The sequence below is a fragment of the Leptospirillum ferrooxidans C2-3 genome (assembly GCF_000284315.1).
GTDB lineage: Bacteria > Nitrospirota > Leptospirillia > Leptospirillales > Leptospirillaceae > Leptospirillum > Leptospirillum ferrooxidans.
The window spans coordinates 536,972-561,969 of record NC_017094.1 but is presented as its reverse complement, the minus strand read 5'-3'; the positions used below and the strand labels follow the sequence as shown (position 1 = coordinate 561,969).

29 protein-coding genes and 2 pseudogenes are annotated in these 24,998 nt (G+C 53.6%); 6 read left to right on the top strand and 25 right to left on the bottom strand.

Features of this window, described 5'->3' with window-relative positions; all coding sequences use genetic code 11:
- Nucleotide 1: 1 nt before the first annotated feature.
- Genes LFE_RS12935 through LFE_RS02920 form a run of 9 tightly spaced genes read right to left on the bottom strand, consistent with a single transcriptional unit; the run spans nt 2 to nt 7,151 of the window.
- A complete protein-coding gene (locus LFE_RS12935; protein ID WP_014448791.1) occupies nt 2–1,822 on the bottom strand; it encodes a type IV pilus biosynthesis protein in 1,821 nt (606 codons plus the stop codon).
- The gene (locus LFE_RS02955) at nt 1,809–2,459 is read right to left on the bottom strand and encodes a hypothetical protein (RefSeq protein WP_014448790.1); all 651 of its coding nucleotides are present in this window, start codon (nt 2,457–2,459) and stop codon (nt 1,809–1,811) included. Before LFE_RS02955 ends, LFE_RS12935 begins: the two co-directional genes overlap by 14 nt.
- Complete coding sequence (locus tag LFE_RS02950) at nt 2,456–2,884, bottom strand: toxin co-regulated pilus biosynthesis Q family protein (RefSeq protein ID WP_014448789.1); 429 nt, start codon at nt 2,882–2,884, stop codon at nt 2,456–2,458. The genes LFE_RS02955 and LFE_RS02950 overlap by 4 nt, the downstream gene beginning before the upstream one ends.
- Nucleotides 2,881–3,348, bottom strand: coding sequence for a hypothetical protein (locus LFE_RS02945; protein WP_041773970.1), 468 nt, complete (start codon nt 3,346–3,348; stop codon nt 2,881–2,883). The genes LFE_RS02950 and LFE_RS02945 overlap by 4 nt, the downstream gene beginning before the upstream one ends.
- The gene (gene parM / locus LFE_RS02940; protein ID WP_014448787.1) at nt 3,348–4,388 is read right to left on the bottom strand and encodes a ParM/StbA family protein; all 1,041 of its coding nucleotides are present in this window, start codon (nt 4,386–4,388) and stop codon (nt 3,348–3,350) included. The genes LFE_RS02945 and parM overlap by 1 nt, the downstream gene beginning before the upstream one ends.
- A gap of 13 nt (nt 4,389–4,401) precedes the next feature.
- Nucleotides 4,402–4,662, bottom strand: a complete 261-nt coding sequence (gene icmT / locus LFE_RS02935; RefSeq protein WP_014448786.1) for an IcmT/TraK family protein — start codon at nt 4,660–4,662, stop codon at nt 4,402–4,404.
- Nucleotides 4,662–5,777: a type IV pilus twitching motility protein PilT gene (locus LFE_RS02930; protein ID WP_014448785.1), complete on the bottom strand. Its 1,116-nt coding sequence runs from the start codon at nt 5,775–5,777 to the stop codon at nt 4,662–4,664. The genes icmT and LFE_RS02930 overlap by 1 nt, the downstream gene beginning before the upstream one ends.
- A complete protein-coding gene (locus LFE_RS02925; protein WP_014448784.1) occupies nt 5,774–6,604 on the bottom strand; it encodes a type IV secretory system conjugative DNA transfer family protein in 831 nt (276 codons plus the stop codon). Before LFE_RS02925 ends, LFE_RS02930 begins: the two co-directional genes overlap by 4 nt.
- Entirely contained in the window at nt 6,594–7,151 is a 558-nt protein-coding gene (locus LFE_RS02920) for a DotD/TraH family lipoprotein (RefSeq protein ID WP_081495324.1), read from the bottom strand. The genes LFE_RS02925 and LFE_RS02920 overlap by 11 nt, the downstream gene beginning before the upstream one ends.
- A gap of 240 nt (nt 7,152–7,391) precedes the next feature.
- On the opposite strand from LFE_RS02920, the gene LFE_RS02915 reads away from it, so the two are divergent.
- The 4 genes from LFE_RS02915 (at nt 7,392) to LFE_RS14100 (ending at nt 10,339) form a co-directional block, all read left to right on the top strand.
- Nucleotides 7,392–8,180, top strand: coding sequence for an EAL domain-containing protein (locus LFE_RS02915; protein WP_014448782.1), 789 nt, complete (start codon nt 7,392–7,394; stop codon nt 8,178–8,180).
- Nucleotides 8,177–8,884, top strand: a complete 708-nt coding sequence (locus LFE_RS02910; RefSeq protein WP_014448781.1) for a hypothetical protein — start codon at nt 8,177–8,179, stop codon at nt 8,882–8,884. Before LFE_RS02915 ends, LFE_RS02910 begins: the two co-directional genes overlap by 4 nt.
- A gap of 68 nt (nt 8,885–8,952) precedes the next feature.
- Nucleotides 8,953–10,038, top strand: coding sequence for a PDDEXK family nuclease (locus LFE_RS02905; RefSeq protein ID WP_014448780.1), 1,086 nt, complete (start codon nt 8,953–8,955; stop codon nt 10,036–10,038).
- A 154-nt stretch (nt 10,039–10,192) separates the two neighbouring features.
- Nucleotides 10,193–10,339 carry a hypothetical protein gene (locus LFE_RS14100; RefSeq protein WP_158310237.1) on the top strand — a complete coding sequence of 49 codons (147 nt, stop codon included), beginning with the start codon at nt 10,193–10,195 and terminating at the stop codon, nt 10,337–10,339.
- Nucleotides 10,340–10,489: 150 nt separating this feature from the next.
- Here LFE_RS14100 and LFE_RS14320 read toward each other — a convergent pair.
- A pseudogene (locus tag LFE_RS14320) lies at nt 10,490–11,654 on the bottom strand (IS5 family transposase); the annotation flags it as partial.
- 835 nt (nt 11,655–12,489) lie between these two features.
- A complete protein-coding gene (locus LFE_RS14090) occupies nt 12,490–12,657 on the bottom strand; it encodes a hypothetical protein (protein WP_158310235.1) in 168 nt (55 codons plus the stop codon).
- A 488-nt stretch (nt 12,658–13,145) separates the two neighbouring features.
- On the opposite strand from LFE_RS14090, the pseudogene LFE_RS14635 reads away from it, so the two are divergent.
- Both LFE_RS14635 and LFE_RS14480 read left to right on the top strand, forming a co-directional pair.
- Nucleotides 13,146–13,250 (top strand): annotated as a pseudogene (locus tag LFE_RS14635) (ribbon-helix-helix protein, CopG family); the annotation flags it as partial.
- A 34-nt stretch (nt 13,251–13,284) separates the two neighbouring features.
- Nucleotides 13,285–13,410 carry a hypothetical protein gene (locus LFE_RS14480; protein WP_014448776.1) on the top strand — a complete coding sequence of 42 codons (126 nt, stop codon included), beginning with the start codon at nt 13,285–13,287 and terminating at the stop codon, nt 13,408–13,410.
- Nucleotides 13,411–13,468: 58 nt separating this feature from the next.
- On the opposite strand, the gene LFE_RS14085 is transcribed toward LFE_RS14480, so the two are convergent.
- The 14 genes from LFE_RS14085 to LFE_RS02810 form a co-directional block, all read right to left on the bottom strand.
- The gene (locus LFE_RS14085) at nt 13,469–13,639 is read right to left on the bottom strand and encodes a hypothetical protein (RefSeq protein WP_014448775.1); all 171 of its coding nucleotides are present in this window, start codon (nt 13,637–13,639) and stop codon (nt 13,469–13,471) included.
- A gap of 25 nt (nt 13,640–13,664) precedes the next feature.
- Nucleotides 13,665–16,763: a MobF family relaxase gene (mobF, locus tag LFE_RS02870; protein ID WP_014448774.1), complete on the bottom strand. Its 3,099-nt coding sequence runs from the start codon at nt 16,761–16,763 to the stop codon at nt 13,665–13,667.
- On the bottom strand, nt 16,763–18,052 hold the full coding sequence (locus tag LFE_RS02865; protein ID WP_014448773.1) for a type IV secretion system DNA-binding domain-containing protein: 1,290 nt from the start codon (nt 18,050–18,052) through the stop codon (nt 16,763–16,765). Before LFE_RS02865 ends, mobF begins: the two co-directional genes overlap by 1 nt.
- 19 nt (nt 18,053–18,071) lie before the next feature.
- Nucleotides 18,072–18,479: a hypothetical protein gene (locus LFE_RS02860; protein ID WP_014448772.1), complete on the bottom strand. Its 408-nt coding sequence runs from the start codon at nt 18,477–18,479 to the stop codon at nt 18,072–18,074.
- Nucleotides 18,476–18,943, bottom strand: coding sequence for a hypothetical protein (locus LFE_RS02855; protein ID WP_014448771.1), 468 nt, complete (start codon nt 18,941–18,943; stop codon nt 18,476–18,478). Before LFE_RS02855 ends, LFE_RS02860 begins: the two co-directional genes overlap by 4 nt.
- A gap of 370 nt (nt 18,944–19,313) precedes the next feature.
- Nucleotides 19,314–20,231 (bottom strand): Rha family transcriptional regulator, encoded by a 918-nt coding sequence (locus tag LFE_RS12930; RefSeq protein WP_014448770.1) that lies wholly within the window; start codon nt 20,229–20,231, stop codon nt 19,314–19,316.
- Between the two features lie 151 nt (nt 20,232–20,382).
- A complete protein-coding gene (locus tag LFE_RS02845; protein WP_014448769.1) occupies nt 20,383–20,934 on the bottom strand; it encodes a hypothetical protein in 552 nt (183 codons plus the stop codon).
- A 68-nt stretch (nt 20,935–21,002) separates the two neighbouring features.
- Nucleotides 21,003–21,521, bottom strand: coding sequence for a hypothetical protein (locus LFE_RS02840; protein WP_014448768.1), 519 nt, complete (start codon nt 21,519–21,521; stop codon nt 21,003–21,005).
- Nucleotides 21,518–22,090, bottom strand: a complete 573-nt coding sequence (locus tag LFE_RS02835) for a hypothetical protein (protein ID WP_014448767.1) — start codon at nt 22,088–22,090, stop codon at nt 21,518–21,520. Before LFE_RS02835 ends, LFE_RS02840 begins: the two co-directional genes overlap by 4 nt.
- Nucleotides 22,090–22,776 (bottom strand): phospholipase D-like domain-containing protein, encoded by a 687-nt coding sequence (locus LFE_RS12925; RefSeq protein ID WP_014448766.1) that lies wholly within the window; start codon nt 22,774–22,776, stop codon nt 22,090–22,092. The genes LFE_RS02835 and LFE_RS12925 overlap by 1 nt, the downstream gene beginning before the upstream one ends.
- Complete coding sequence (locus LFE_RS02825; protein WP_014448765.1) at nt 22,773–22,997, bottom strand: hypothetical protein; 225 nt, start codon at nt 22,995–22,997, stop codon at nt 22,773–22,775. The genes LFE_RS12925 and LFE_RS02825 overlap by 4 nt, the downstream gene beginning before the upstream one ends.
- Nucleotides 22,987–23,556 (bottom strand): HD domain-containing protein, encoded by a 570-nt coding sequence (locus tag LFE_RS02820; protein WP_014448764.1) that lies wholly within the window; start codon nt 23,554–23,556, stop codon nt 22,987–22,989. Before LFE_RS02820 ends, LFE_RS02825 begins: the two co-directional genes overlap by 11 nt.
- A 64-nt stretch (nt 23,557–23,620) precedes the next feature.
- On the bottom strand, nt 23,621–24,163 hold the full coding sequence (locus LFE_RS02815; RefSeq protein ID WP_050989472.1) for a prepilin peptidase: 543 nt from the start codon (nt 24,161–24,163) through the stop codon (nt 23,621–23,623).
- 94 nt (nt 24,164–24,257) lie between these two features.
- Nucleotides 24,258–24,998, bottom strand: coding sequence for a hypothetical protein (locus tag LFE_RS02810; RefSeq protein ID WP_014448762.1), 741 nt, complete (start codon nt 24,996–24,998; stop codon nt 24,258–24,260).

The following is a 24,998-nucleotide window of genomic DNA, read 5'->3' as shown; positions in this document are numbered from 1 at the left end:
GTTACCCCCCCACGACCGGCGTGACCAGAATGACGATCGCATCCCGGACGATCTGGGAATTCTGTCCACCGCCAAGATAGAAGTTCGACGGAGTGCCGGTACCGTTCTGCTGAAAGACCCGGCGGGTCTGCTCGTAGCCACCGATGACCGCCGTCTGTCCGGAAGTCAGTTTGACCCATTGCATGAACGATCTCTGGGACGTGTTCGGGAGCTGGATCGACCCTCCTCCGGAGGTCAGGGTCTGCATCTGGTTCAGATTGGTGTCGTCGATCGAAACGCCAAGGAGCATTTCCTTGTTGTCCAGAAGATGGGGCACCAGGGTCATCGTGAACCCGACGGTGACGGATCCCGGGATGTTTTGCGTGAATGTGGATTGCCCGATTCCCGCGATTCCGGCCAGATTTTCCATCAGGTAACCAATATTCTGAACGTTCTGGACAGGAACGGCCTGGTCGTTCAAGGTCGTGACGAAGGAGCGGGTCGCCACCGATGTCTTGCCGAGAGAGGAAAGCGCATGAATGACCGCGTTCGTGGAAGAGTTTGGAAGTGTCATGGTCGTCGTAGTGATCGGACTGGCTCCCGCGAGTGAAAAGACCCCCGGCTGGCCAGTCGTAAGAATCGATCCGCTCTTGGCGAGTCCCGAAAGCGCGGCCGACAGGTTAAAGCTGTTGGCGTTCTGGTCCGTCAAATTGACGTCCAGGACCTCCACCTTGAGCCAGACATGTCGGGAGAGGGAGTTATTCAGATCGTGAACATACTCGGCGATTTCTCCCATGATCCGGGGGGTCGTGGTAACCGTAACAGTCCCCGCTGACTGGGCGATGGAATAATTGCCCCGACCTCCCAAAATCGATTTCAGGCTCTGGGAGATTTCGCTCCAGACCGTGGAGATGGAAAAAGAGGAGACATTCTGTCCGCTTCCCCCCATCCCGCCGCCCATACCCCCACCCATCATGGAAGATCCTCCCATTCCTCCCGTCATCCCCCCGGACATACCGCCACCCATCATGGAGGAGCCACCCATTCCTCCCGTCATCCCCCCGCCCATCATACCGGCCCCTCCTCCCATGCCACCGGCGGCGCCCTGGTTCATGAGGATGCTGGAAAGCCCCGTCATACCGGAATCCGAGATCGAATTCGACACGATATTCATGACGGGAGCGGCGTTGATCCGGAAGATTTTCGTGGTCGTGCGACCGAAAGAGACCACATGGTCCCGGTAGGTCCAGAAGAGCCCGAACCGGCTGGCCGTATAATCCAGGAGTCCTTCGAGGGAACCGTCCCAGTCCACCCGGATCTTCTTCTTGAGAAACGTTTCCCCGGAAGATGTTCCCGCTTGAAGGGAGGGAGCAGACGGTGCTCCGGCGGGGGAGGATCCTCCCATCATCGGCATGCCCATACCGCCACCCATGCCCGAAACATTGCCCGATATCCCCATTTTCCGGGGAGTCGTCACGGTCACGAGAAGTCCCGTCGAGGTCGTGATTTCGCTGGTGATATCGGCAATGCCGATCGGCTTTTCGGAAACCAGGAGAACGCGCTTTTCAAAAAGCGCGGGAAGATGCTTCGGACGGATATGAAGCCGAATATGCTCCGACCGCCGAATCCGCACCCGGTCCTCAGATCCCGCAAACCACGCCGAATCGCTCACCTCGAAGTCTTCCGGAGGTTTTGGCTTGGCGTCACTGAACGTTTTCAACCCCTTGTTGATGTCCTTCGTCGCGGAAATATCGACGTGTTTGTCGAAAGAACATCCCGCGCACAGGATGATCCCCGCGGAAAGAATCATTGCACCCCATGTTTCCAGTTTAACGTTTCGCATCTTTTGTCTCCCAATCGATTCTCAAGGTTTCGGTACCGGTTTTGACGGTCGCCCGGGAGGAATCGAAAGAGATCCTCCCGCCGGAAAATCCCGGTGTCTCCGTACGACAGGCAAACCAGCCCAATGATCGTTCTTCCATGGAAAAAACCGGCACAATATGGGGGCCAGTACGCATGAAGAATCCCCTCACAGCCAAAATTCTGTCTCCTTCCTTCCAGCGGGCGGCCATGAACGCATGTCGGGTCCGCACGAAAAACGTTCTCGAAACATAAGGAACCGCGCGGTCGATCCGGGACAGGCTGACGGAGACCCGAACCTTCCGGCTGCGGGAGATGCTTCGAATGTAATCTCTGATCGATCGGGCCCGAACCGCAGAGGTCCAGACACCAAAAGCCATTCCGGAAGGGAGGACAGCCTCCCGGATTCGCCCTTCGGATCCCGCCATGGCATGAACCGTGCGGGAGACGACCCGGACATCCGGGACAGGGACGGGCGTCCGGCACAGGAGCCCTCCGCCCTCATAGGGAAGGGACTCGAATGTTTGCGGGGACACATCCGACAAATTCAGATCCCTTTCCGGAATACACCCGGAAAGAAGGATAGCAAGCACCAGAAATACAGGGGCGATTCTTCTCATCGACCATCCTCGACCAGCAGCACATGGTTCGAAAGATACGCGTGAACTTTCAGCCATCCTCCGGAGCCGGCGTTGAAGATTTTGATGCTTCGCCGAACCGCCCCCAGAAAACTTCTCCCGGCTGTATACCTGGCCTTGACCGGAAAGCTATATTCCGAATGCCAGAGGACCTTCCATCCGGAGGCCTTTCCCCATGCTTCGAAATTCTCTTTCAGGGACTCTCCCGGAACCAGGACGAAGGTTGCGAGCGAATGGGTCTCCTTATTGACCGGAGACTCTCCATTCGAAGGAGCTTTTTGAGTCTCCTGGGGAGCGGAGCAGTTATCCGAAAGCGGATCCCCGCAGAAGTAAGCTTGGGCTGAAGGTTCAAAGGCCTTGAGAAGAACAAATACCCCCATAGCCACAGTCAGGCTTGATCGTTTCAATTGAACAGTCCTCCCAAAATATCTTCCGGTTCCTTTTCAACAGGGGAAGAGACTGATTGATTCCCCATCGGATGCATTTCTTTTTCGCCCCTGCCCGGGTCATTTCCTGAAAGAATTTCATGTCCAAGAATGAGCGTTTTCAAAACCCAGCGGGTATTTTTGTCCCACGATTCTCTCGAATCGTATCTCTGTAAAAATTGGCCGAGATAAGGATGATCGACGAAGAAATCGACCCGGATATTCCGGATCTTCCCGTTTGGCTCTGGTTCCGGCCATTCCTCTTTCTTCGGGCATCCGAAGCGGAAACCCAGAAACAGACACGTCCGCAGGTATTCCTGCCGGTGCGCCCTTCTCATTCCGGAAAAGACCTCCCAAAATTGCCGGAGGGGTTCGATCCCGGTATGACAAACTATCCCGATCCGAATCCGCCTGGCCCTTCCGGTTGGAGAGGGGGGCCGAGGCATCAAGCTTCCTTTCTCATGGACAGGGCCTTGAGAAGACCCCGGGCGTTGGCGAATTCTGGCTGGTGCGGGGTGACCGCGTTGGGAAACATCGACACCAGATCCCGAAAGAGGTAGCTTCCACCCCCGACAAAAAGGATGCTTTCCAAACTCGATATTTCTTTTCCAAATGCGGAAAGGATCGGCGCTTCAAGCTGCTCTCCGACCGAGCGGACAGCCGCGGCAATTTCATCCTGGACGGAGTGATCCTTTGTCCAGATCCAGATGCTTCCCGTGGTCAAAGCCCTGTCCAGGTCTTCGGAGGAAACGTGGTCAACCTTGTGAATACTCATGATTTGGCGTTTCAGGATCTTGTGGACATCGAGCACCCCGATATCCTCGGTCACCAGGTTGTCGCGGTTCGTCATCAACTCTCCTTTCTGGTCAAGCCAGACCACAGAAATATCGATGGTCTGACCGCCGATATCGACGATTCCGATCTTTCCTTTGTGCGAACGGGGGTTTTTCCCCTCGACAAACCAGTCGACAGCCGCCGTCAACCCCTGGGCAAATACTTTGTGGGCAACGATTCTCGCCGGTTGTCCTCCATCCAGTCGGCGAACCGGCTGGGCAAAGTTCCAGACTTTTTGCTCAACCCTTTCCTCGTCTTTTTTTCCTCCATTGAAATACCGGTTGAGAGGGAGTCCCGAGGCGATGCGGACGGCTTTTCCGCCGAATCCGGCCTGAACAAGGGCATGATGAGCCAATACCCGCGCAGTTCTCGACAGGTTGTAGTCAGGAATTCTCGTTTCGGAACCGCCGATATCTGGCCCTACGGTGTAAACAATCCCATCCGTTTCGTACCCTCCAACGGTTCCGTTCTCTCCAAAAGACCCAACTCCCAGGGATCCTTGACGGGTAAGGGAAGGAATGGACAGGGTCCGGATCGCCCCGCTCGGGTCGTACCAGGCGACCTTGACGGCGGCGTATCCATCATCGATCCCCACATCAATAGCTTGCGGATCGGAATGATCCTCCTTAGCAGAAATGGATGGTTCAGGCATAGAGTCCTCCTCTTCAATATTCCCGGTAGAACCGGTACACAGGTTTCATCGGATGTTCCGGCCAGACAACCGGGCCGGAGAGAAGCCGAAGAAGAACACGCCAGGCGACCGGCAATGTCAGGCCGAATCGTTCAAGAAGTCCAAAAAATGCCACGCCAAGAAACGCGACTCCCAGCGTCCAGAGCCGCATATGAAAAAAGAAAATCAGGAGCGCGACCCCGGCCCGGGCGTCGACCGGACCGAGACGGGGAACTCCGGAGGCCCATCTCCACATCAGGCGCCTCCCTCAATCGCCAGAAGGGAATCTTCGGCAATCAGACCAGCCTCATAGACACGCCGGGCATCCTGGGAGGCACTTTGTCCCCGTTTCACAAGAATATCGCCGATCAGAAACGGCCAGTTGGACCAGGGTGAGGCCATGAGAGTTCTTTTGATGTCCCGGTCGAACACGAGCCATTCCCGAACAGCCACCCGTCCGGAACCGTCGGCTTTCCGGATCAACCTCTGGTGAACCAGAACCCTCATGGCGGCAAGGATCTTGGAAGCCACAGCATCCCGCTCTGGACCGGGAAAGGCCTCCGCCATGCGTCCGATGGTTTCTCCCACTCCGTTGGTGTGGATCGTCGTATAGGCGGTATGCCCGGTCTGACAAGCCAATACCGTGTTCGAGATCGTCTCCGCGTCTCGTGATTCGCCGACCAGGATCACATCCGGCTTTTGCCGGAGCATCTCCTCCACGGCCTTGCCAAAGGAAGGGTGATGGGTGGGAACCTCGCTCTGGACGATAATTCCGGTTTCCCGAGTCTCGACCTTGTCGTAGACAAATTCGATGGGCGCTTCCGCGGTGGCGATATGGCACCCGCCCCGTTCGAGCTTTTCACGAAGGTTGGCCGCCAGGAGCGTGCTTTTTCCGGATCCCGTGGCGCCGGCCACGCCCACCAGCCCGTCCAGGGGGAAAAGCGCAGCCACAAGTTCCGGAGGAAGCCCCATCGATTCGAGCGTCGGAGGCACGTCAGGGATGCTCCGGAGAACGATCTTCAGATCCCGGGGACCGGACCGCCGGGTTCCCGTCGCATTGACCCTGAACCTCAAACGGGACTCCCTGCTCCCCAAGGAGACTTCGTAGGCGATATTTCGAGCCGTTCCCGAAGCCACCATCGAAGACGCGTTCGCCATGTCGATGGCGTTCAGGATGTCCGCGAGTTCGTGGGTCTTGACCGCTCTCGTTCCGACCGTCTCCCATCGTCCCCGGAGATAGGCCCGGACGGGGGATTCGGAAACCAGAAGGATGTCCGAGGCCCCGACCGATACGAGGGTTCTGAGCAAGGAATCGAGACTGTCCCGGTCATGCCGGACCGGATCGCGAAGTTCGGGAAGAGGAAGACTCACTTTTCTTCCTCCTCCTTCACTTCTAACGGTTTCCAGTGCTTCGATGCGGTAAACCGGGCCGGTCTCGTAATCCGGAGAACCGTGTCCCCTATTTCGAGAACTTCACCCGTCCGAAGCGTGGCGGCCGGAGATCGTGCCCAGGTAGGCCGGTCGATCTGGCCGGCGAGCGTCAGTTCATAAAAACGGATTCTTCCCTCGATCGCCCTGACAAGCCGTCGCATTCCAATCCGGAACGCCTGATCGGAGAGTCGCTCGCCGGCATTCCATCCCCTGTCCGTCCATTTTTTCCAAAGTTTTTTCTCCTTCAAATTTTTGGGAAGGAGAAGGGAATTGACCTTTTTAGGCGTCCCGGGAGAAAGGATCAGATAATCCCGGAAGGTGGGAGGAATGGAAATAATCCTGGCCGGCTCATGAATGCGATAGGACACGAGCGTCGAGTCCGATGAGGTTCTGTCTTCAAGCTTGAATGCCCTCTTCCCGATATCGACCGAAGGCAGAAGCACATGCTCATCCGTGGACAGAAACGGCCGGAAGCTGAAGACCCGGTCGAGGAGGAATGACTCCTTCCTGAGCCAACGGTTCCGAAGACTAGTTTTTCTGGCATACCCGGTCTGGGCGCCCCACGACAAGGCCGCTTTTTTTTGGGCCGACTGGCGAAGCGCCCGCTTCCGGAGCTTGTCGTCCGGCTTTACTGGATGTTCGGCCTGTCCGATGGTCGGCAGCGTCTGGCGGGAATTCGCCCCGGAAGGCAATCCGGCGGCAAATGCGATTTTTGGCGAAAGGCAAAGGGAAAGAGCAAGGAACGACATGGCAAGCCTATTTTTCATAAACCCGCCCTTCTTGCGTTTTGCTCGTTCGAGAGGGAATGGGTGGCGGATAGATCAGGTCGATCTCCCGACCCTCGGGCCGAAGAACAATCCAGGCCGCAGGTGTTATCTGCACGCCGGCATCCCGAAGGATGTCGTAAAGAGGCTCTTTTTTCGACCGTATTTCGATCATGGGTTGGGACGCCGGTCTCTTGCCAATCACCGAAAGTTTCCATCGGGCGGTTTTTCCGAGATGCCGGAGGAAGGGCTCCACCGGTCCGACATATTTGAGGGTCAATCGTCGTCCCATCGTTCCCGTTTTCTGAACACGGGAGATTCCAAGAGATTGCGGAGGAAGATGGCTCTGGTACGCCAGAAGACGGTCCCAGTCCCGGGAGATGCGCAAGGCGGCAATGGACAGGATCTTCGGTGCGGAGTCGTCCTGGAGGATGGATGTGACCTTTTGTTTGAAAGAGACAGACGATGATGCGCAGCCGGTCATCATTACAGACACCCCCACCAGAATACTTGTCCATAAACAACACCTGCACCAATCCTTCCAGGTCATCACCCATGCCACCCATGTTCAAGTGGTGCCTCGCATGTCAACACAGGTGCCTTATACGTCATTTCACTGTCTCCTGTGTCGAAAACGGTGTCTTGTGGGTCACTTGCTGACCTGAATGTCATCGAAAATGACTCCTGTGTCTTCCACCCGCCTCACTTGAATGTCTTGCGCAATTCATATAAACATTTTTAAATGGTATTAGTCAATACCATTATAATTATAAATAGAGAGAAGGATAAAATGTCCTATTCGTTCGAGGAATCTCTTTCGGGATCTTGTCTGCACTGGCAACCCATTGTCGATCTCAAAACCGGACGAACCGTCGGAGCGGAAGCCCTATTCCGGCCTCTGGCCGGAACCCCAGTCGAGATGTTGATCCAGATTGAAAGAACGGGAGAGTGGGAAGAGTTCACCAGATGGGAAATGGAACAGGTCGCATCCGATCTCTCTGAGATCCCTCCTGGGGAAGAACCTTTTTTGGCCTTCTTCAATCTTTCGCCCAGGCAATGCATGTCTTCGTTTCTTTTCCCCTGGCTGTCCCGTTTCCCCTCCCGGATCGTGCCAGTTATCGAAGTACTGGAGGAATCTCTTGAACCATCCGAGTTATCGGTTCTTGTCGAGGCGAAACGTAGGGGATTCGGAATTGCGATTGATGATTTTGGGACAGGACATTCCAATATCTCAAGACTTCTGGACCTGTCCGTCGACTTCGTGAAAATTGACCGTAAACTCATTCAGGCAACGGATAGAAATGACAGGAATCTTGTCGAAGGCGTTGTGCGAGCAATTGGGAGGACTGAGATCAGTATTCTGGGGGAAGGACTCGAAACCGAGGCACATGTCCATTTTGCGGGAAAGATCGGATGCGCTTCGGGGCAAGGCTGGTTTTACGGAAAACCGGTACCAATCGAAGAATTTTCCCGAGGACTGACCAGGGGAAAATTGAAAAAAAACGCTCTCTTCGGTATCGTTAGCGAAAATGGAATTAATGGTATTCATAACTACCAAGCTGGGAGAAAAACGGATTGATACCACGGAAGCTTTCAAAACTCGCCCGAATATTGGTTGATCTTTCTGATCGACCGGTTCTCTATTGGGCCAGCGTCTGCGGGTTCCACCCTTCCAACCTCTCGAACTGGCTTCGGGACAGAGAGACGCTTTCCGAGGAAAACCAGGCCCGCCTTCTAAAGGCGCTATCCCTCGACCCCGACACCCTGAAATTGGACCCCTCCAGGGTCCATGTCTGGATCGTGGCGCTTCACGAACTGGAAACACTGACAGGCGCTGCGGAAGCGTTTCTCGAAGCGGATGTTACGATGACCCTCGTATCTCCGGATCCGGATGGCCCAGCCTCTCTCTCACAGGCACCTCAGGCGGCCCTTCTCAGGTCGGGAAATATCCGGATCGTCCTTTTAAGAAAACTCTTCCCTGCAAAAATGAGCGAATCCCCATTGTCCCAAAAAGCGGGAACTCCGTGGATCCGTCCCGCTCTGATCCCTAGAGCCAGATGGAAAGCAACGGGAATCGCCTCTGAAAAGGATGCCCCACCGCTCCTGGTTCCTGGCCCGTTCCTCTTTGACCTCGTAGTGGGAAACGTCTCGATCGAGACATTCGACGCGCTGATGGACAAGAGCACCCCATGGGAATGGAAAGACGTCGAAGCACTGGCCAAAAAGCTGGGGGTGACTGCCCGGGAAATCGCGGAGATGATCCAGGAACGGAGTTCCGGTTAAAATCTACCCCCCCCCCCGAAAACTTTCACGTCGAGGTTAGCCCAAACCCGCAAAAAGTGGAGATTGAAATGTCCATTGAACTAGGTCTTTGGCGTATTGATGACAAACTCCAGCCGATTCATTTTGAGCCAATGGAGTCAGAGTCGCGATTAGAAGACATTCTTGCCAAGAATATCGGCATTCTTGCTCCAGAGCTTATGGTAATTGGACGTCAGGTAAGGACCTCATTCGATAAAGTAATCGACATTTTAGCCATAGATATTACTGGCAACTTAAGTGTTATTGAACTCAAGAAAGAAAAAACTCCCCGTAATATCGTTGCTCAGGTGCTTGACTATGGCTCATGGATTTCCACTCTCCACGACGAAGACATCGCCAACATACACAACAATTATTTGAAGCGTTATTTTCCTGAAAAACAGCTACAATCCATTAACGAAAATTTCTGTCGGTATTTTAATGTCAAGACTATGCCTGATGAACTGAACCAAAGCCACCAGTTAATCATTGTTGCTTCCTTTCTCGATCCAAGCACCGAAAGGATTGTCGATTATCTTGCCGAGCAATATAAAGTTGATATCAAAACTATTTTTTTCCGCTTTTTCAAAGATGGGGAGAGTGAATATTTGGCCAGAGTCTGGTCGGGAGAACCCATCATAAGTAGCAATTCGACTGATTCCGAATCACGAAAATGGAATGGAGAGTATTACGTATCCTTTGGCGGAAATGATAAAAACCGGGATTGGGAAGAGGCCATAAAATATGGATTCATATCGGCCGGAGGAGGAGCTTGGTATAGTAATACCTTACAAATGCTTGCTCCCGGTGCTCGGATTTGGGTCAATATCCCAGGAACTGGTTACGTTGGAGTTGGGAGGGTTATCAGTCCTGCTGTTCCCGTTGAAAATTTTCGAGTCAAAGATGAACCTATCATTAGTCTTCCCCTCAATATTGCTAAGTCGAACCGGTCTGATGTGTTTCCTGATTCAGCTGAATATCTGGTTGGGGTGGATTGGATCAAAACAGTCCCTTTAGCAGAAGCCGTTAAGGAAAAAGGATTCTTCGGGAATCAAAATAGTGTTGCTCGCCCCACAGATCCAAAATGGAATAATACGATTGAACGGTTACGGCAAAGATTTGGCGTGACATCATAAGTTTACCTAATTAGCGCTCATCAGGAACAATTTTCCAGTTTTTTTACAACCCTCTGGTGATAGCGCTCTTTGTAGGCCTTTTCTCCGGCATCGAGGAGATGCTCGGGCCTCCAGTTCCCCTCCAGAGATTAGCCACTGCGCTCGGGAAGACTGGATGCGCCTGTCGAACAAAGACGCCAGAACCACGGGATTCCTCTCTCCTTTGAGAATGGCCCTCGTAATGGCCATTCCGCTCGTTCTGGCCAGATCGGACAGAATATTGCCCAGTCACAGGATCCCCCCTTATTTCTCCCCTCACTGATTTTTTATGTTTTAATTAGTTCACGCTGAAAAACGCGGTTCTTGAAAATTGCCCCTATAAAATCGGGGGTCAGGTTAAAATGGGAGGGGGTTTCATGGATTCTTTTTTCACGATTGATGGAATCGAGGGGATTTTTTCCTGTCTTTCCCCTCAGGTTCGGCAACCCTCCACCCATTTTTTCGTATTCCAGGCGATCGCTGCCCAGGAGACATTCAGATGATCCCCCGCCAATCCCTTGTACCGGGAGCGGTTCATCCGGTGATCAGTCTTCAGGTGGCTGATGATCGCTTCCAGACCGGCCCGTCGGGCGGTCAACCGCTTGAACCAGCCGGTCTGTTCGTTCGGACCTTTGGTCTTTCCCTTGCGGGGAATCGCCACCTTGGGAACCTGCTCCAGAATCTCCGGCTCCCGGTCCGCCGCCAGCCTCTTCGGAAGGGATCCTGTGGCCTCCACCCAATCCTCCAGAGCCTCTCCCAGGGTCGTCGAGTCATGCCGGTTGTCCGGATATTCCCGATGGGCCACCACGAACCCGTTGGCATCGACCGACAGGGAGACCTTCACCCCGTATTCATGCCTCTTGCCCGCCTTGTTCTTGGTGATGCAGGTGACATGCGGCTCGTGAGTGCTGTAGATCCGCTTGTCCTCTACAGGTCGTTCCTTGATCCTGTTGACGGTCTGCGTGATCACCCGCTCCAGAACCCGGCTCTCCTCCGTGACTTTCTCCACCAGACGGGTCAGGGTCTTCTGCAACACGCCGTCTTTTTTTCTCCTGGCCTTCGTCACGGCCTTCCTGGCATTCCCGAGCGCTTCGGGAACCCGGTTCATGGTCCGTCGGGCAAAGGAGAGGAGCTTTTTCACACCCTTGTCGATTCGCTCTTTTGTCCTTGCCGAACTTCGCCATGCTCAGGACCGTCTTCCGGCTCACCCGGACAAAGCTTCGCAGCCCCTTGGGAACGGCAACGCCCACCGCCTCCATCTTCTTGATCAGGCGGGTCAGACGAACCCGGCCTTTCTGAAGAAGTCCCGCGTCGGTCGGGTAGGCGATGTGTTTTTCCATCGCCGTGGTATCCACCCGCATGGAAGGCGCGATCCGCTTGTCCTTCCGGAGTTGCTCCCGGATGAGCGTCTCGACCTTCTCCGTTCCGTCCGGCCCCAGTCGTTTCCGGAACTTGCACAACGTGGAACTCTCCACAAAATGGGCCTCTTCCGGAGGAACGCCACAGAAAACCATCCACACCACGTTCTCGTGGAGCCCCTGAACAACCTCCTCATCCGACTGGTTGAAGCGGTGTTTCAGGATCATGAGGCCGACCAGTCCTGCGCATCGTTCGAAAATTTGCTCCATCGCACTCCTCCCGGCTGGAATGACAGTTCGAATCGCCGCCTCTCCGGGGGAGCTTCGCGATCAACGATTCTGACCAACGCGCTCAAGGGCACAATTCGGGGTTCCGGAAGCTCCTGCGCCAGACTGGTTATCGGACTTGGAAGTGCCAAGAAAAAACCGGCGTCGTCCGGGAAACGGCCCTTTCAGTCTACCCCAATTTTCATGATTCGCGGGTGGGCCACCCGCCCATGAGGGACTGGTTAGAAAATGGCTTGCAAGTTCTTGTAAAATTAAGATCTCGTGTTTCGAGATTCCTGGAAAATCTGGTTCCTTTGAAATCTCTGTTTTCATCCTGCAGGGTGAGCCCTGCTCATGACGACTAGTCCAAATTCACAAGAACATACTTTTTCTTTAGCTTGGTGGTCCCCATTATAATCGTGTTCACAATCTCGCCGTAACCTTGCTTGCTTAACCGTATCAAAAAAGCGCCATTATTAGCCCAAATGGCTTTGTTTTTAACACAGATCCGCAATGTCAAGATCGCGACATACGGATTCCTGACATGATTGCCACCCCCTTTAAGGTCTGAACACCCCCATACAAAAAATCTTAAGGGAACATTGCTCCTTTGCCTGTTTGTTTTCAAAATCTCCCTCTACGGAATCCCCCCTGCTCCGCTTGTCGCCTTCCGCGCGCGACACCGAGACTTTGTGGGTCTCTGGGCGCTTCGCTGGTCTTCGACCCGGCGACATCGCTTTGGACGGGCTGGCACCTGAAGACTTTCACGACATGGATAAAGGCTGGAAAAATGAAAGCAAGAGAAAGGTCACCTTTCCTGTCTGACAGAACCGCCAGCGAAAGAGCCTTCAGGGCGACTTCCCCCCCCGAAGAGGGCCAGGAGAGAAAGCAACCTCTCTTCCCGGACCAGGAGACGGTCCAGAAAAGAGGCAGCGGGGATTCTCCCCGAACCCCTCAAAAGGTCATAACACAGCACGCACCCTCTCGGGGTGGGAGAAAATCCAGTGTGCGTGCCGTTTCCGGGCACTGGTCCGGTGCCTTGTCCCCTTCATTTCAAAAACTGTCTTTGAGGGGACAAAGGCCTTCCGGAACGAGGGGACAATGAGGGGCTGTCCCCTCAAAAAAGTGCTCCCATTCAGGGAGATAGAACACCGGCACCGGTACCACTTAACAAACTCGATAGGAAGCCTCTCCGGGATTTTGTGGAATCACTGCTTTCCAATCATTTGAAGATCTCTCCCTTTTTTCCGGATCCTCTGGCCGGGTCGCCAGGACTAGTCAATGGCAGATGGTCAGGACTCAAAGGACCCCATTGGCCCAAGTCGAATTCTTCGATTCATCTTTCCTCCTTAATGGGTTCACCCAATTTCACCCAATTCCCGTCCTGACTTACAAATCCCGTTCTGGGACAATCAAATTGTACATAATGCACACCATTCACACCTAAAGCGGAGGGAGAAAGAGGTGAAACAACAGTTTTGTTCGATTCGTCTTCCGGAAGAGATTTTTCGGGAGATCGAGAAAATCGCGAAGAAAGAAGACAGAACGCGGAGTGCAGTCATTAGGCGAATTGTTCAACAGTTTTTTTCAAAGGAGGAAGAAAATGAAAGTGAAAATCATCGGAAGAATGATTGTCCTGGCAACGGTATTGATCTCGGCGGCGGCCTGTAATCCCCTGACATCGAGCTTTGCTGTGCCGGACTTTCTGAAGTCCGAGAGAAATAAGTGAAAAGAGAATAGAACGAATGCTTCCGGAGAAACATTCGTCTTCGGTTACAGGTAATCTATCACATCCCCATTCCCCTATCCCTGGAGCGGTATTCAGCCCAGCAGGCTTTTTTCAGGGCTTCCCACTCCATCTTCTTGACTGCATATTCTCCGGCCTCCTCCCCTGGAATCAGTTTTTCCAATGTGTCCAGTGCGCTGATCATGTGAAGCAGCATTGATGCGTCGATCATTTTGTTCCTCCTTGTCGAAAGTCGATTAAAACTCCATCCCGTCCCGACCTCTCTGCCGCTCGATCCGGGGAGCCTCTTTCTTTTTCTCCTGCTCTTTTTCCAGCCGTTTCTCCTGGAGTTCTACTGCCCGCTCTCCGGTCTTCTCGCGCTCTTTCTCCCGGGAGCGTTCCCGTTCCTTCGACATTATTTCCTCTTCTCTCTTCTCCTTCTTCATCTCTGTCGTCTTCTCTTCTCCCGGAATCTTCTTTTCCCCTTGACCTGGTGGGACGACCGGAGCGATTCCGCCCGTTTCAATTTCAGTTTTTTCTCCTTGTTCTCCCGGCCTTCCGAAGAAGCCGACGTCATCGATTTCAATTCCGCCCTTTTCGAAACGGGCTTTCGTTTGTTCGGGAGTCTCCCCGAACCGCAGCTCGTCGGGAAGGTTCTTCGTCTTTCTCTCCCGATTTTTCTCCTGAACCTCCTTCTCCACATCAAGGGCCATGGTCTTGTCTTTCTCCCGGGAAACGGCTCCGGTGAGCTTTTCCATGTTGTCAGTAAAAGCGATGACCTGGTCTTTTGTTCGGGTCAGATTCGTATAGAAGCTTCTCCGATTCAGAGTCTGTGAACTCGATGGAAGATCCAGAATGACGGTCTGAGCCCCCAATCCCTGGGCAGAGTGCCCTGTCTGTGCATATCCATGGTCGATCTCGACTGGACGGGATCCCGGCTTCAGATCGAAGGTCTTTCCGCTATCCAGGAGAATTTTTAGCATGCCATTCTTCGATTCGAGAACCGCCCCTCTCATTCCGTTGGTAATCCCCTCTTTCTTGAGTTCGTTCCCGGTGATCCGGATCCGGTCCCCTTTCGATAGTTCGATCTTCTCAAGCTGTCCGATCTCGTGGCCCTTTCCGGACATTTCCCTGGGAGTCAGGGTCGCTTCCCGCCCATCCTCCATTTTCAGGAGGACCTGCCCTGTTTCCTTGTCAACTTCGACAACCTTGCCAAGTTCGCCAGATTTGACCTTCACGCTCCGGTAATCCTTTCCGAACCGGATATCCTGACCGACCTCGTAGGCATCGATCCGCTTCTTCTGCGCTTCCGTAAAATCCCCGGCTTCATAGCGGGTAAACTCATTGCCGCATCCGGCCAGTCCCAGTGACTCCCGAACATGATTGTTCACGGCCTTCCGGGCATCGTGCGTTCCAGTAAGACAAAGAGTTTCCTTCGGATCCTTCGATTTCAGATATGCTTCGGAGATAGCCTTGAAACGCTCCTGGGAATTCCTGATTTCCCGGATCTCAAGCTTTGAAAGTGCCGCCTCCGGGGACTCGATAGAGAGCCTGGCCGCTTCCCGAACATTCTCTGGAGCGTTCTTCTGCCTCTGCATTTCCTTGACGTAGACCGTTTCCATTCCGTTATCCTGCAGAAGCCGGAACACCGGACCTGCGGCCACACTCTCGTATTGCTTGATGTCTCCCACAAGGACCGCTCTCGCTCCCGCCTTTTCGATCCGCTTCATGGCGGATTCGAGGTCGCTGGCATTGGTCAGTCCAGCTTCATCAATTACGACAACGGTTTTGTCGTTCAGATTCTTTCCCGCCTGTCGGTCCGCAAGCCAGCTTTGTAGCGTTCGGGACTCAATGATGCCCGCGTCGCGCAAAGCATGGACCGCTGAATGTTGAGGGCCAAGACCAATAACCCGGTATCCGGCATTTGTCAAAGCAGAAACCGCCACGCCGTTTTGAAGGGATTCGATCGCCGGTTTCAGCATCGTGGTCTTTCCCACGCCGGCATAGCCATTGATGCCCGAATAGCGATTATCGGTCGTCAGAATCATCCTGGCCGCCGATTTCTGCTCATGGTTCAGTATCAATCCCTCTTTTTCCTGAATCGCTTTCAAGGCGTTTTCCGCCTGAAGAGGGTTCATGACGGGGACCACTGCATGACGGCCGGACTTCTCAAAAGAGAGAATCCGTTTTTCCCGCTCCAGAGCTTCCCGACTGGTCATCAGGTTTTGCTTTGATCCGGCCCCACTCTGCCGAATCAGCTGGCCCTCCGCTTTCGACTCATCGACCGCCTTTTCAATATCTCGACTCGTCACTTTTCCGCGCCCGGCCTGCAAAGCCGTCCTGATCAACTCCCCCTCCTTGACGGCAGATTCCCTCTCCGTGTGGTGTTCAATGGCAAATTTCAGGGAATCCCGGGCGATCTCCAGACGACTCGAAGGAGAGAGATGTTTTCTTTCCTTTTCCGGAAGCACTTTTTCCATACCGAGATCTCGCGCCCGACTCTCCCATTCTTTTTGAAGTCCTTCCATCTCCCGGACTTTTTTTGCCTCCCGAGAATGTTCCGCGGCGAGCCTCTTATGCGCCGGAGACGCTGTTTCCCTTGTTTCCCCGAAATGCTTCATCAGATAGGCATCAACATCGGACGTTCTTTTGGAAAAATGCTCGATGTGCTCCCGGGTGTACCCTTTGATCTCCGGTTCCCCATACTTGCCCTTCTCCAGTTCATACCCCATCGATTCCATTCGATGGGCGAGTTCCTCAAAATAGATCTCCTGAACCAGCCGCTGATAGTTCATCATCCGATCGTTTGTCATGGCCTGATAATTGCCATCGGAGTTTTTCGTGATGTTCATAAAAACCACGTGGTCGTGAAGTTGCGGATCTCCGGCCCGGCTGGTCATGTGTGTGACCCGCCCGATCAACCCCTTTCCGGAAGTTTCCCAATTTTTCCCGGCATGCCCCCGACGGGCGCCAACTTCCCTTTCAAGAGCCGCCATGGCAACATCCACAGCCTCCCGATGAGCCCGGACAAGTTCTTCATCTCCGTGAACAAGCGCCTGGAGGCTGATCGACTTGGGAGCGGAAAATTCGAAGTCCGTTCCGGCCCGGCGCTCTCTTTCGCCAGTTTTTGGATCCTTGAACGATCCTCCCTCGATCTCGATCCCTCCGGGAAAATGTCCATTCAGGGCATTTTTCCAATCTTCGGCACCGGCTTTCCCGGATAAATCCAGTTCAACGGCAAGCTTCCCTCCCCATTCGAGACGGTGGTCATCTCCTCCTTCACGCTCCAAGTAGTAATCATCTTTCCTGTAGTATGTCTCCCCCTGGGCGGGGGAGATATTCCGTCCGAGCGCCATCAATATTTCTTCTGTTTCGGAATGAACGGCTCCGCTACCTTCGGCAATCCCCTGGGCTCAAAACGGAATTTGCTGACCCCAGACTGGCCGCTGATGCGCGCATACCCGCAGAATTTTGGAAGATCCTGCAATTCGGCAGGAAGGACCAGTTGGCGGATCTCCCTCTGAGCATGTCTGCCGAACGACTCTCCGGCACCACCGTTTCCCCCCTTCGATCCCCCCTCGTTTCTCACGATTCTTTCCACCTCCTGCTGGCCCAGGTAATCGCTCCAGTGTTTGGCATCGGCAAAATCACCCTGCTTCATGATCAGCTTGTTCACAAAGCACGCCAGGAGAGCCGCACTTCCATCCGGCCCGTACCGGATCCGGAGCTGCGCAAGGGTTTGAATGGCAGAGATAACGGACAGGCCCATTTTTCTCCCTTGAGAGAGCGCTTCTCCCATTCCGTGAATCGTTCCCAGAGAATCCAGTTCGTCCGTGATAAACCAGATCCGGCGAGTCGGAACACCGTTTTTGTCCACTTCGATCGGCAAAGAGAGTGTTTCCCGAATGGCCAAAGAGAGCCAACATCCAAGAAGAGGACGCATCGCTTCGATTTGAGCGGGGGTATAGATCAGGAAGAGACACCCCTTCCCTTCCCAGACCCAATCCCTGATTGAAAACCCTCCATCGGGTTCCAGAAATTCCCATGCGGACAGGGCATTGGAGAGAACCCCGATGACGGACCCGAAAAAACGCTCATTCGGGCCGCTCAAAAGAGATTCGGCAGGTGTTCCAGTGATGTATTGCCGCACGAGTTCCGGATCAGAGGGTCGGATCAACTCGAGGACGCGCTGAGGGTTTGGATTCCCTTCTTTATCCAGACCCTTCATGATTGACTCCAGCATTGTTTGGGCAAACTGGCGCCAATTCTTTTCTTCTCCTGACGCTCCGTCCGTCGTGATCGCGGACGTGGACAGAAGCTTGAAGTCCATTTCGTTTTTTATTTCCCGAAAAGGGTTCCACTTGAGACTCCGCTTGTCGGAAGGATTCACCAGATGGTCCTGAGGGTGACTACGGCTCTCGGCAAACTGTCCGTTCAGGTCTGTGATGATCGCTCGTTGACTTTCGGGACGAGCCGCGATGCCCTTGAGGATCGAGTCCAAAAGATAGTGGATCAGCTGGCTTTTTCCTGATCCGGTCGTGGCCGGGATCAGGATGTGCTCAAGTTCCGCGCCCATGGGGAAAGTCAGACCAGGCAAGCTCAGGGGGATACCCTTTTCTTCTTTTTTTCCATCAAACCAGCCCATCTTAAAACCTCCTGAATTTTTAGTTGAATCTCCCGCCGCGGATGAAGGGGGCCACTTTTTTATTCATTGATCTGAAGATCCAAAAGCCAATCAGTATTCCTGTAATGACCGAAACAGTCAGGGGAACCCAGAACGAAGCCACGAAAGCGTCATACATATGGCGGCTCCTGAGCCAGATCTCGAATTCAAGCCATGTTCCAAAATCACCTTTGTAGGAAGGATTCAAATGTCCAAAGAAGGCGAGCCAGTAGGCATGGATCGTGTCCGATCTGCCGGCGCTCACTGACCAGTTCCATGGGCCCCATCCAAGATGCCACCACGCCCATTCCGCACCCAGATACGCTCCGATTCCGGAGAGACTCCCGGCTAAAGCGGCAACGATTTCCGATCCATTTTTCTGATCGTCGAATCCCTGAAAATTGTTCATTTTTCATCTCCCAAGTTCAGGTTTTTCACGGTTTCCATCGCCATAGCCTCCGCGTATTTGACTCGATCCTCATGCTCTTTAGTGTTTTCCTGAGAAAGGTGAAGGGAAATCTTCCTCAGCAGTTCGTATGTTTTTGTAAGAGTTTCAACCTGAAATTTGATCATTTGAGGGGATAGACCTGATCCGTTTTGGGAATCGGGCAAAAGCCCCATTGCGGCCAGTTCCGATCGGGTCTTTTCATGCTCATCCCGCTCCTCCCCAATCGCCTTTTTTAACATCTCCAGATCCATTCCCGATCCACCCCCGAGAACGGCAAGTTCATTGGATCCCGATGTGCGCGCGAGAGAGGACTCGATCAATTCCCTAACAATTTTTGATGCCGATTTCCCTTCTGAAAACGCCCGTTTTTTGATCGCCGAGATGGTCGAATCCGACACTCGGAGATCCATCCTTTGGTAACCCATCTTTTTCTCCTTCTCCTTGTGTCTGGGACTGGTTCCTATCTCCCTGAATGGGAGCACTTTTTTGAGGGGACAGCCCCTCATTGTCCCCTCGTTCCGGAAGGCCTTTGTCCCCTCAAAGACAGTTTTTGAAATGAAGGGGACAAGGCACCGGACCAGTGCCCGGAAACGGCACGCACACTGGATTTTCTCCCACCCCGAGAGGGTGCGTGCTGTGTTAAGTCCTTTTGGGGGGTTTGGGGCACCGCCCCGAGTCCCCTGTTCCAACGGGAAACGCCAGGGACCCGTGCGACCTTTTTTGGTCGCCTCGGGAGGCGGCGTGTTCTTGTCCTGATAGGGAAAGGCGACAAGCGGAGCAAGCAGGAATCCCCCCTCATCCTTCCCTCCCCTCGAGAAACTCCTTTACCGCCGCTTCGAGAGTCTCCTGGAAGGAGGGAATCCGTCTCTCCGCCTCCAATATCCGGTCATGGATTTCGTGGCTGATCTTGGAGATCTTCCTCTCGATCCGGAGGCAGGTGATCTGGGCACGGGATGTCGGCAGGATCCCCCGGTCGAGCAACCAGGAATCCAGTTCGGAATCCAGTCCCCTCATAAGAGAGACGACGTCGGTCGGCTTTTTCTCAAGAGCAAGTGCCCGACACACGTCCGCAAGCAGGGCGGAGTCCTCCTCCGCAGGAACCTCCCCGCCCGATCCGGGAACCGGACCAGATGGATCCTCTCCAGTCAAGAGCCTCACTGCGTCCAGGGCCGCCTTCCGTGCCTCCGCAAGGCCGAATATTTCCCGCTCCCGGAATTCCAGGATCATCTTCTTGAGTTTCATCGCCCGATCCGTCCAGAGGCGCATCGTCTCCAGACGGATCCTCTCCCTTTCCAGATCCATATCCCCTAACAGGGGGGCCGTCTCCTTCATCTCAATCTTCGTACTGCGCCCGGATTTCCCCTTCTGGCTTCGAAGCTCTTCCTCCATCTGGTTGAATGCCTCGATGTACCTGATCTTGAATTCCATGGCCCGCTTGCCGTTGAACCCCATGGCCAGGATCGTGAAGCCGTCCCGGGTGATGAGAATGATCGGTTCTTTCCGGATGGACCCATTCGGGCCGGGAACCTCTCGGAACGTCGGCGCAAAATTGCGCTCACGATAATCATCAGGAATTTCAAGATCTTTTATGGAGCGGAGAACGTCGCGATGGTTCTTTTCGAACACGTTCGAGACGGCGAGCGATGTGGTGGTGATGCGGTCGTTGACAATCTGGATCTCCGGAGCGAACTCCGGAGAAAGTGGCGTGCTCATAAGAACCTCCTTTTATAAGAAAAAGACATCTGCCCGTCCGAAGCGATGTTGCCGGGTCCGAAGGACCAGCGATGCGCACAGGGACACCAAAAGTCCCGGTGTCGCGCGCGGAAGGCGACAAGCGGAGAAGGGCGGAAGAACTACCCAGGGGTCAGTGTGTGTGACAAGTGAGCCCCGAACTCATGGAAGGCACCGGAAGATCGGAAAGGGAAGAAAGACTCCCGCCTCCGCTCCCGGGAGGGGTGATCTGGGCGAGGCGACCGAGGGCCGTTCCTCCCAATGCTTCCAGAACGACCAGAAAAATGAGGGTACCGATCGACACCCATACGATCATGTTTCGTCTCCCCTGATTTCTGAGGACTTTTTCGATTTTCCGGGAAAGCAGGATATTTGCACTCTCGTTTCCCGGACTCCCGATCAGAAGAGGATCACCGTCCACGCTCCGAAGCTTCACTCCCTCCGGATCCACTGAAAAAGCAACCTCCGGATCAAGGGGAACGCTCCCGAACAATTTTCCGTCCCCCATTCCCCACACGAGAGTCCTGGATCCTTTTCTCTCCCGGATCCGAACCCATGGAGTATCTGGACGGGGATGAGTCCTCAGGAAAAACCGTTTTGAAACTCTACCCATTACTCCCATAATCGCTCCGAAAAGATTTGCCTTTTTGTGCTCCTTGATTGTTTCTTCCTTCTTTTCTTCCATCATTCCCCCTTGGTTTGTTCCAGCAAAAAATTTCTCACGTCTCGACTTCAAAACCTCTTTCAACGCCCTTATCCACCCATGTAATTCCCCATCGTTCCCAGAAACTGGTTGATGTTGATCAGGAAAATTCCCGCCACGAAGTGTGTCGTTCCCCGCCAGACCGTCCCGGGAGGAGATCCCGACCGGGCGGATTCGGACCAGAGGAGAAGGGCCCGAAAGGCCGCGAGCCACCCGAAGAACTTCAGGATCACAAAGGCAAAGGACGGAACCGAAGATCCGGGAGTTCCAGAGGAGGAGGATGCCGTGTAGGAAAATGTGGAAAGATTCCCGGTCGAAAAACCGATGGTCATCGTGGCGGAATTCACGAAGTAGATGAAGTTGACGAGTCCGATCCCGACCATGAAGATCCCGGCCGCACCCATCATGGATTCTCCCCGTTTCTGCTCTTCGACCGCCCGATACAGGCCGTACCCGCAGAGAACAAACCCCGTCAGAGAGGCAAACGCAATCAGGAGGTTCCAGAAGGCGGGCAGGTCGTTTGCCACCTGCTGGAGAAGGGATGTGGCCGTGGACGTTAGTCCGCTCACTTGCCTCCTCCGCAAAAGATCCGGACCTGCTCCGGGTCATACCGGATCAGCCTTCCTTGCGGATCGATCACAGGACGATGAGTCGGAATCCATTTTCCGGGAGAGTTTGCACACATCATTCGCTCCGGGTAAAACCGGGGGCCAACGTATTCCGGGAGACTCATCACCGGATGTTTGATGCTGTATTTGACCAATGGGACCGATGGATTCCGTTTCACGGTGAATGGTTTGTCATACTTGACCGACGAATCTCGGACGACGATCGGCCCGAGCCGGGCCGGAGCCGCAATCAGACGGCAGGCTTCTTCCGGATCGACAACTTGGTGTCCGAGAACGGGACACAGAAATTCCCAGTTGTCCCGGTAAAGAGTTCTCCAGCCCATCGGCGACTCCGTCTCCGCACGCTTATATGATGGTTTGGTGGTGGGAGGGACCTTTTGATCCGGCGGAGCAAGGAAAAGAGGTTTGGGAGGAGGCGTTGACGATTTAAAAACAAAGAACCAAGCCATGAGGACAATAACCACCATGACCGCGACGGGGAGGACAAAGCCACCGGATTCTCGTTTCATCAAGATCTCCTTCTCGACAAGTTCTCATTCCAAGGACGATTCGTCTCCCGTGTCCAGATTCTCCGGAACGTCGATTCGAATTTCCGGACCTCCCGGGGATCGTTCGTGATAAAAAGATTGTTGTCCTGCTGATCCCGGTGAAGCCGTTCTCCTCGGGAACACCAGGCGCCTTCTCCGGGGGGCGACCAGTTGGCCGACCCGGTCCGGAGGATCATCCCGTCGATGAGATACGCCTTCAAATGCATGATGTTTCTTGAGGAATTCCTCTTCACTTCGATCTGGACGACTCCGCTCTGTCCGGAGGCGGACAGAATGCGCCTCGACTTGTCACCACGGTCTTTGATCTGAATGCCGTCCCGGTAAATCCACACGTGGACGCCGCGAGAGGACGCCCGGATGACCGCATCGGCGATCGGACGATCCGTGAAGGCATACATGGCAATCTCAATCGACCGTCTGGCGTGGTCGATCAGGTCCACATCGATCGATTCGAGGTTCTCTTCCGGAGAGTAATGTTCTCCGAGAAGGGATTCTGGAGAGGAGGTTACAGGTCTCGAACACGAAGAAAAATGTTCGGACCCGCGAAAGGGCCAGGCACCCGCTTGTGCCCCTCCCGCCAGAAGAATTCCCGGAATGACAAGCACCAAGAATCCGGCGGTGATCCGGGAGGACGAAAGAAACCTCACGCCGCCTCCTTCTTTTTCCGGGTCTTCTTTTCCTTTCCACCAGCTCCTTCCAGGCGTTTTTCGAGATCATGCAAGGCGGAAAGATCCGGACAGGACATGATTTCCGGCCAGGAAGGAAGATTCGGAATTCCCAGAAACGAACAGTCCTTCCATCGCTGATACAGAAGCGTCTGAATTTCCCGGAACTTGTTTCCCCAGAAATCCAGGCCGTCAAGCTGCATGGAGCACTCCTCCCAGTTCGGCGAAACGGTGAAGGAATCTTTCCATCGAAACCTCCGGAGACCATGGAACGATCTGTTCTGAAAGAGGCTCGACTCCTTCGAGAATGGGCCACGCCCATGGATCGTGCGCCATCAGATCCCGCTTTTCCGTCGCGAGAAGGATACGGTCGGCTATTCTTACGGGGACACTCATCTCTTCCGGAAGACCAAACTTTAGTCGGATCACCCCTTCGAGGATCCCTTCAATCCGCGAATACTCTGGCAACAGTTTTTTGAGTGGAGAGGGAATATCCTTGATGAAGGCTTCGGTGGCGTCGTGCAAGAGGGCTTCCAGAGCGAACTCCGCAGAGACGATAAGGCTTGCCAGAACAGAATGCTGGGCTACGGAATAAAATTCCCGGCACTGTCCGGTAAAACGGCATTCCCGCGAAATTCCCCGCGCGATGTCTGAGATATCGATTTCCTCAGGATCGGGATTTCTCAATTCCACATGCCGTCCGCTGTGGGTCAGAATCCATTCCCCTGCGCTCAGGACCGGTAATCCAACGACTGTCTGCATTGATCCTCCATGATAATCTGTCTTAATATTTTTATGGTATATCAGAATACCATTAAAATATATATTAATGAAACAATTCCCCAATATGGACAATATTGGACAGAAGCAGTCCTGGGATTGCTCCTGCCGTCAGCCACGGTCCGAACGCCACAAGTCCCCGCTTTTTCTGGACCGTAGAAACGATCAGGGCAATCGTTCCTCCCACGAACAGGGCGATTCCCAATCCCAATACTCCTGAAAATGCCCCAATCGCCCCCGCAAACACAGCGTCCCCAAATCCAAGAGAATCTCTCAGGTTCCAGGAAAGAATCCCAAGAGAAAGAATTCCGACAGCAAACCCCAGAAAAGCCTCCCATGGGGACAGACCGTTTCCAGGAACAAACGAAAATAAAAACCCAAGTCCCGCCATCGGGATGGTCATCCGGTGAGGGAGCCGGAAGCTCCGGAGGTCGATGACGGACAAGATCGTTCCGAGTGTGATGAATACAGTGACCTTGATCCAGAAAACGGAGGTCATCAGGTTCCCCTTCCCAAGAAACGTGCGAAGACTCCTGTTTTTCGGGACGATTTCCGTTCGGAATCCGCTTCCGGCAGGGTATTCAACCATAAAGGCCGTTCCTTTTCGCGAATTTCAAGGAATGGCAATTGGTCTAGACAGGCATCCGTAAGGATTTTTCGTAAAATGATGTCTGGAGTCGTCATCAAAGAAGCCCATGATTTCTAGCGATTTCATCCGGTGTGGTCCCTTTTGCTTCCAAAACAGGGATTAATTTCTCCCAAGTCCATCCCAAACTTCCAGTAATTCCCAAAATTATGTCTAAATCATGAACGGAGAGATCTTCGTCACCTGATAGACGAAGAAACATTTCCTCAGGAAGATCCACCCATAATGTTTTTTTGATTTCTTCTTTTTTATTTCCTTTGCTTCCCTCGGGGCAAAACCATCCTTCCATGCGGAAAGGATCAGGGGAGTGATTGTCGAAGGGGCTGATCAACTGTTTAACTTTTTCACCCATTTTGAGGATTACCCGAAGATCTGGAAAAGCTAGGGGAACCAGAACCCATCGGACCCAAGGGGACCAAGGAACATATGATTCAGTGGTCATCTTAATCAAAATGGGGTTTTTCCTTCGAACAGGATAGATAGTTCCGCCGCCAGGAAGAAATTTCTGGACGATAGATTCCACTTGCAGAACATCCTCTATTAAATGAGATGGAACCGTCCAACGATGAACTCCAGGGAAAAGTTTTCCGACCTTATAGTCTAAACCCAGGTATTTGGCCATCCTTTCGATTTTCTCTTCCTTGACGTAACCACCTTTCTGAGACTTGAACCAACGACTGAGATTGGCTTGGGGAATGTCATTTTCATTCGCCAACCTCATAGTTGATATCCCCTTTAAGTTACTAATATTTAAAAGCATTTTCCTTTCTAACGTCAT

Excerpts from the sequence above, each read along its gene's own strand:
- LFE_RS02905 (WP_014448780.1), top strand. The coding sequence starts at position 8,953 with ATGTCCATTGAACTAGGTCTTTGGCGTATTGATGACAAACTCCAGCCG.
- LFE_RS14100 (WP_158310237.1), top strand. The coding sequence starts at position 10,193 with ATGCGCCTGTCGAACAAAGACGCCAGAACCACGGGATTCCTCTCTCCT.
- LFE_RS12935 (WP_014448791.1), bottom strand. The coding sequence starts at position 1,822 with ATGCGAAACGTTAAACTGGAAACATGGGGTGCAATGATTCTTTCCGCG.
- LFE_RS02835 (WP_014448767.1), bottom strand. The coding sequence starts at position 22,090 with ATGAAACGAGAATCCGGTGGCTTTGTCCTCCCCGTCGCGGTCATGGTG.
- LFE_RS02865 (WP_014448773.1), bottom strand. The coding sequence starts at position 18,052 with ATGGGCTGGTTTGATGGAAAAAAAGAAGAAAAGGGTATCCCCCTGAGC.
- LFE_RS02955 (WP_014448790.1), bottom strand. The coding sequence starts at position 2,459 with ATGAGAAGAATCGCCCCTGTATTTCTGGTGCTTGCTATCCTTCTTTCC.
- mobF (WP_014448774.1), bottom strand. The coding sequence starts at position 16,763 with ATGGCGCTCGGACGGAATATCTCCCCCGCCCAGGGGGAGACATACTAC.
- LFE_RS02925 (WP_014448784.1), bottom strand. The coding sequence starts at position 6,604 with ATGAAAAATAGGCTTGCCATGTCGTTCCTTGCTCTTTCCCTTTGCCTT.
- LFE_RS12930 (WP_014448770.1), bottom strand. The coding sequence starts at position 20,231 with ATGAGCACGCCACTTTCTCCGGAGTTCGCTCCGGAGATCCAGATTGTC.
- LFE_RS02815 (WP_050989472.1), bottom strand. The coding sequence starts at position 24,163 with ATGGTTGAATACCCTGCCGGAAGCGGATTCCGAACGGAAATCGTCCCG.
- LFE_RS02915 (WP_014448782.1), top strand. The coding sequence starts at position 7,392 with ATGTCCTATTCGTTCGAGGAATCTCTTTCGGGATCTTGTCTGCACTGG.
- LFE_RS02810 (WP_014448762.1), bottom strand. The coding sequence starts at position 24,998 with ATGACGTTAGAAAGGAAAATGCTTTTAAATATTAGTAACTTAAAGGGG.
- LFE_RS14085 (WP_014448775.1), bottom strand. The coding sequence starts at position 13,639 with ATGATCGACGCATCAATGCTGCTTCACATGATCAGCGCACTGGACACA.
- LFE_RS02920 (WP_081495324.1), bottom strand. The coding sequence starts at position 7,151 with ATGACCTGGAAGGATTGGTGCAGGTGTTGTTTATGGACAAGTATTCTG.
- icmT (WP_014448786.1), bottom strand. The coding sequence starts at position 4,662 with ATGTGGAGATGGGCCTCCGGAGTTCCCCGTCTCGGTCCGGTCGACGCC.
- LFE_RS02825 (WP_014448765.1), bottom strand. The coding sequence starts at position 22,997 with ATGCAGCTTGACGGCCTGGATTTCTGGGGAAACAAGTTCCGGGAAATT.
- LFE_RS02820 (WP_014448764.1), bottom strand. The coding sequence starts at position 23,556 with ATGCAGACAGTCGTTGGATTACCGGTCCTGAGCGCAGGGGAATGGATT.
- LFE_RS02945 (WP_041773970.1), bottom strand. The coding sequence starts at position 3,348 with ATGCCTCGGCCCCCCTCTCCAACCGGAAGGGCCAGGCGGATTCGGATC.
- LFE_RS02860 (WP_014448772.1), bottom strand. The coding sequence starts at position 18,479 with ATGAACAATTTTCAGGGATTCGACGATCAGAAAAATGGATCGGAAATC.
- LFE_RS02845 (WP_014448769.1), bottom strand. The coding sequence starts at position 20,934 with ATGGAAGAAAAGAAGGAAGAAACAATCAAGGAGCACAAAAAGGCAAAT.
- LFE_RS14480 (WP_014448776.1), top strand. The coding sequence starts at position 13,285 with ATGAAAGTGAAAATCATCGGAAGAATGATTGTCCTGGCAACGGTATTG.
- LFE_RS02855 (WP_014448771.1), bottom strand. The coding sequence starts at position 18,943 with ATGGGTTACCAAAGGATGGATCTCCGAGTGTCGGATTCGACCATCTCG.
- parM (WP_014448787.1), bottom strand. The coding sequence starts at position 4,388 with ATGCCTGAACCATCCATTTCTGCTAAGGAGGATCATTCCGATCCGCAA.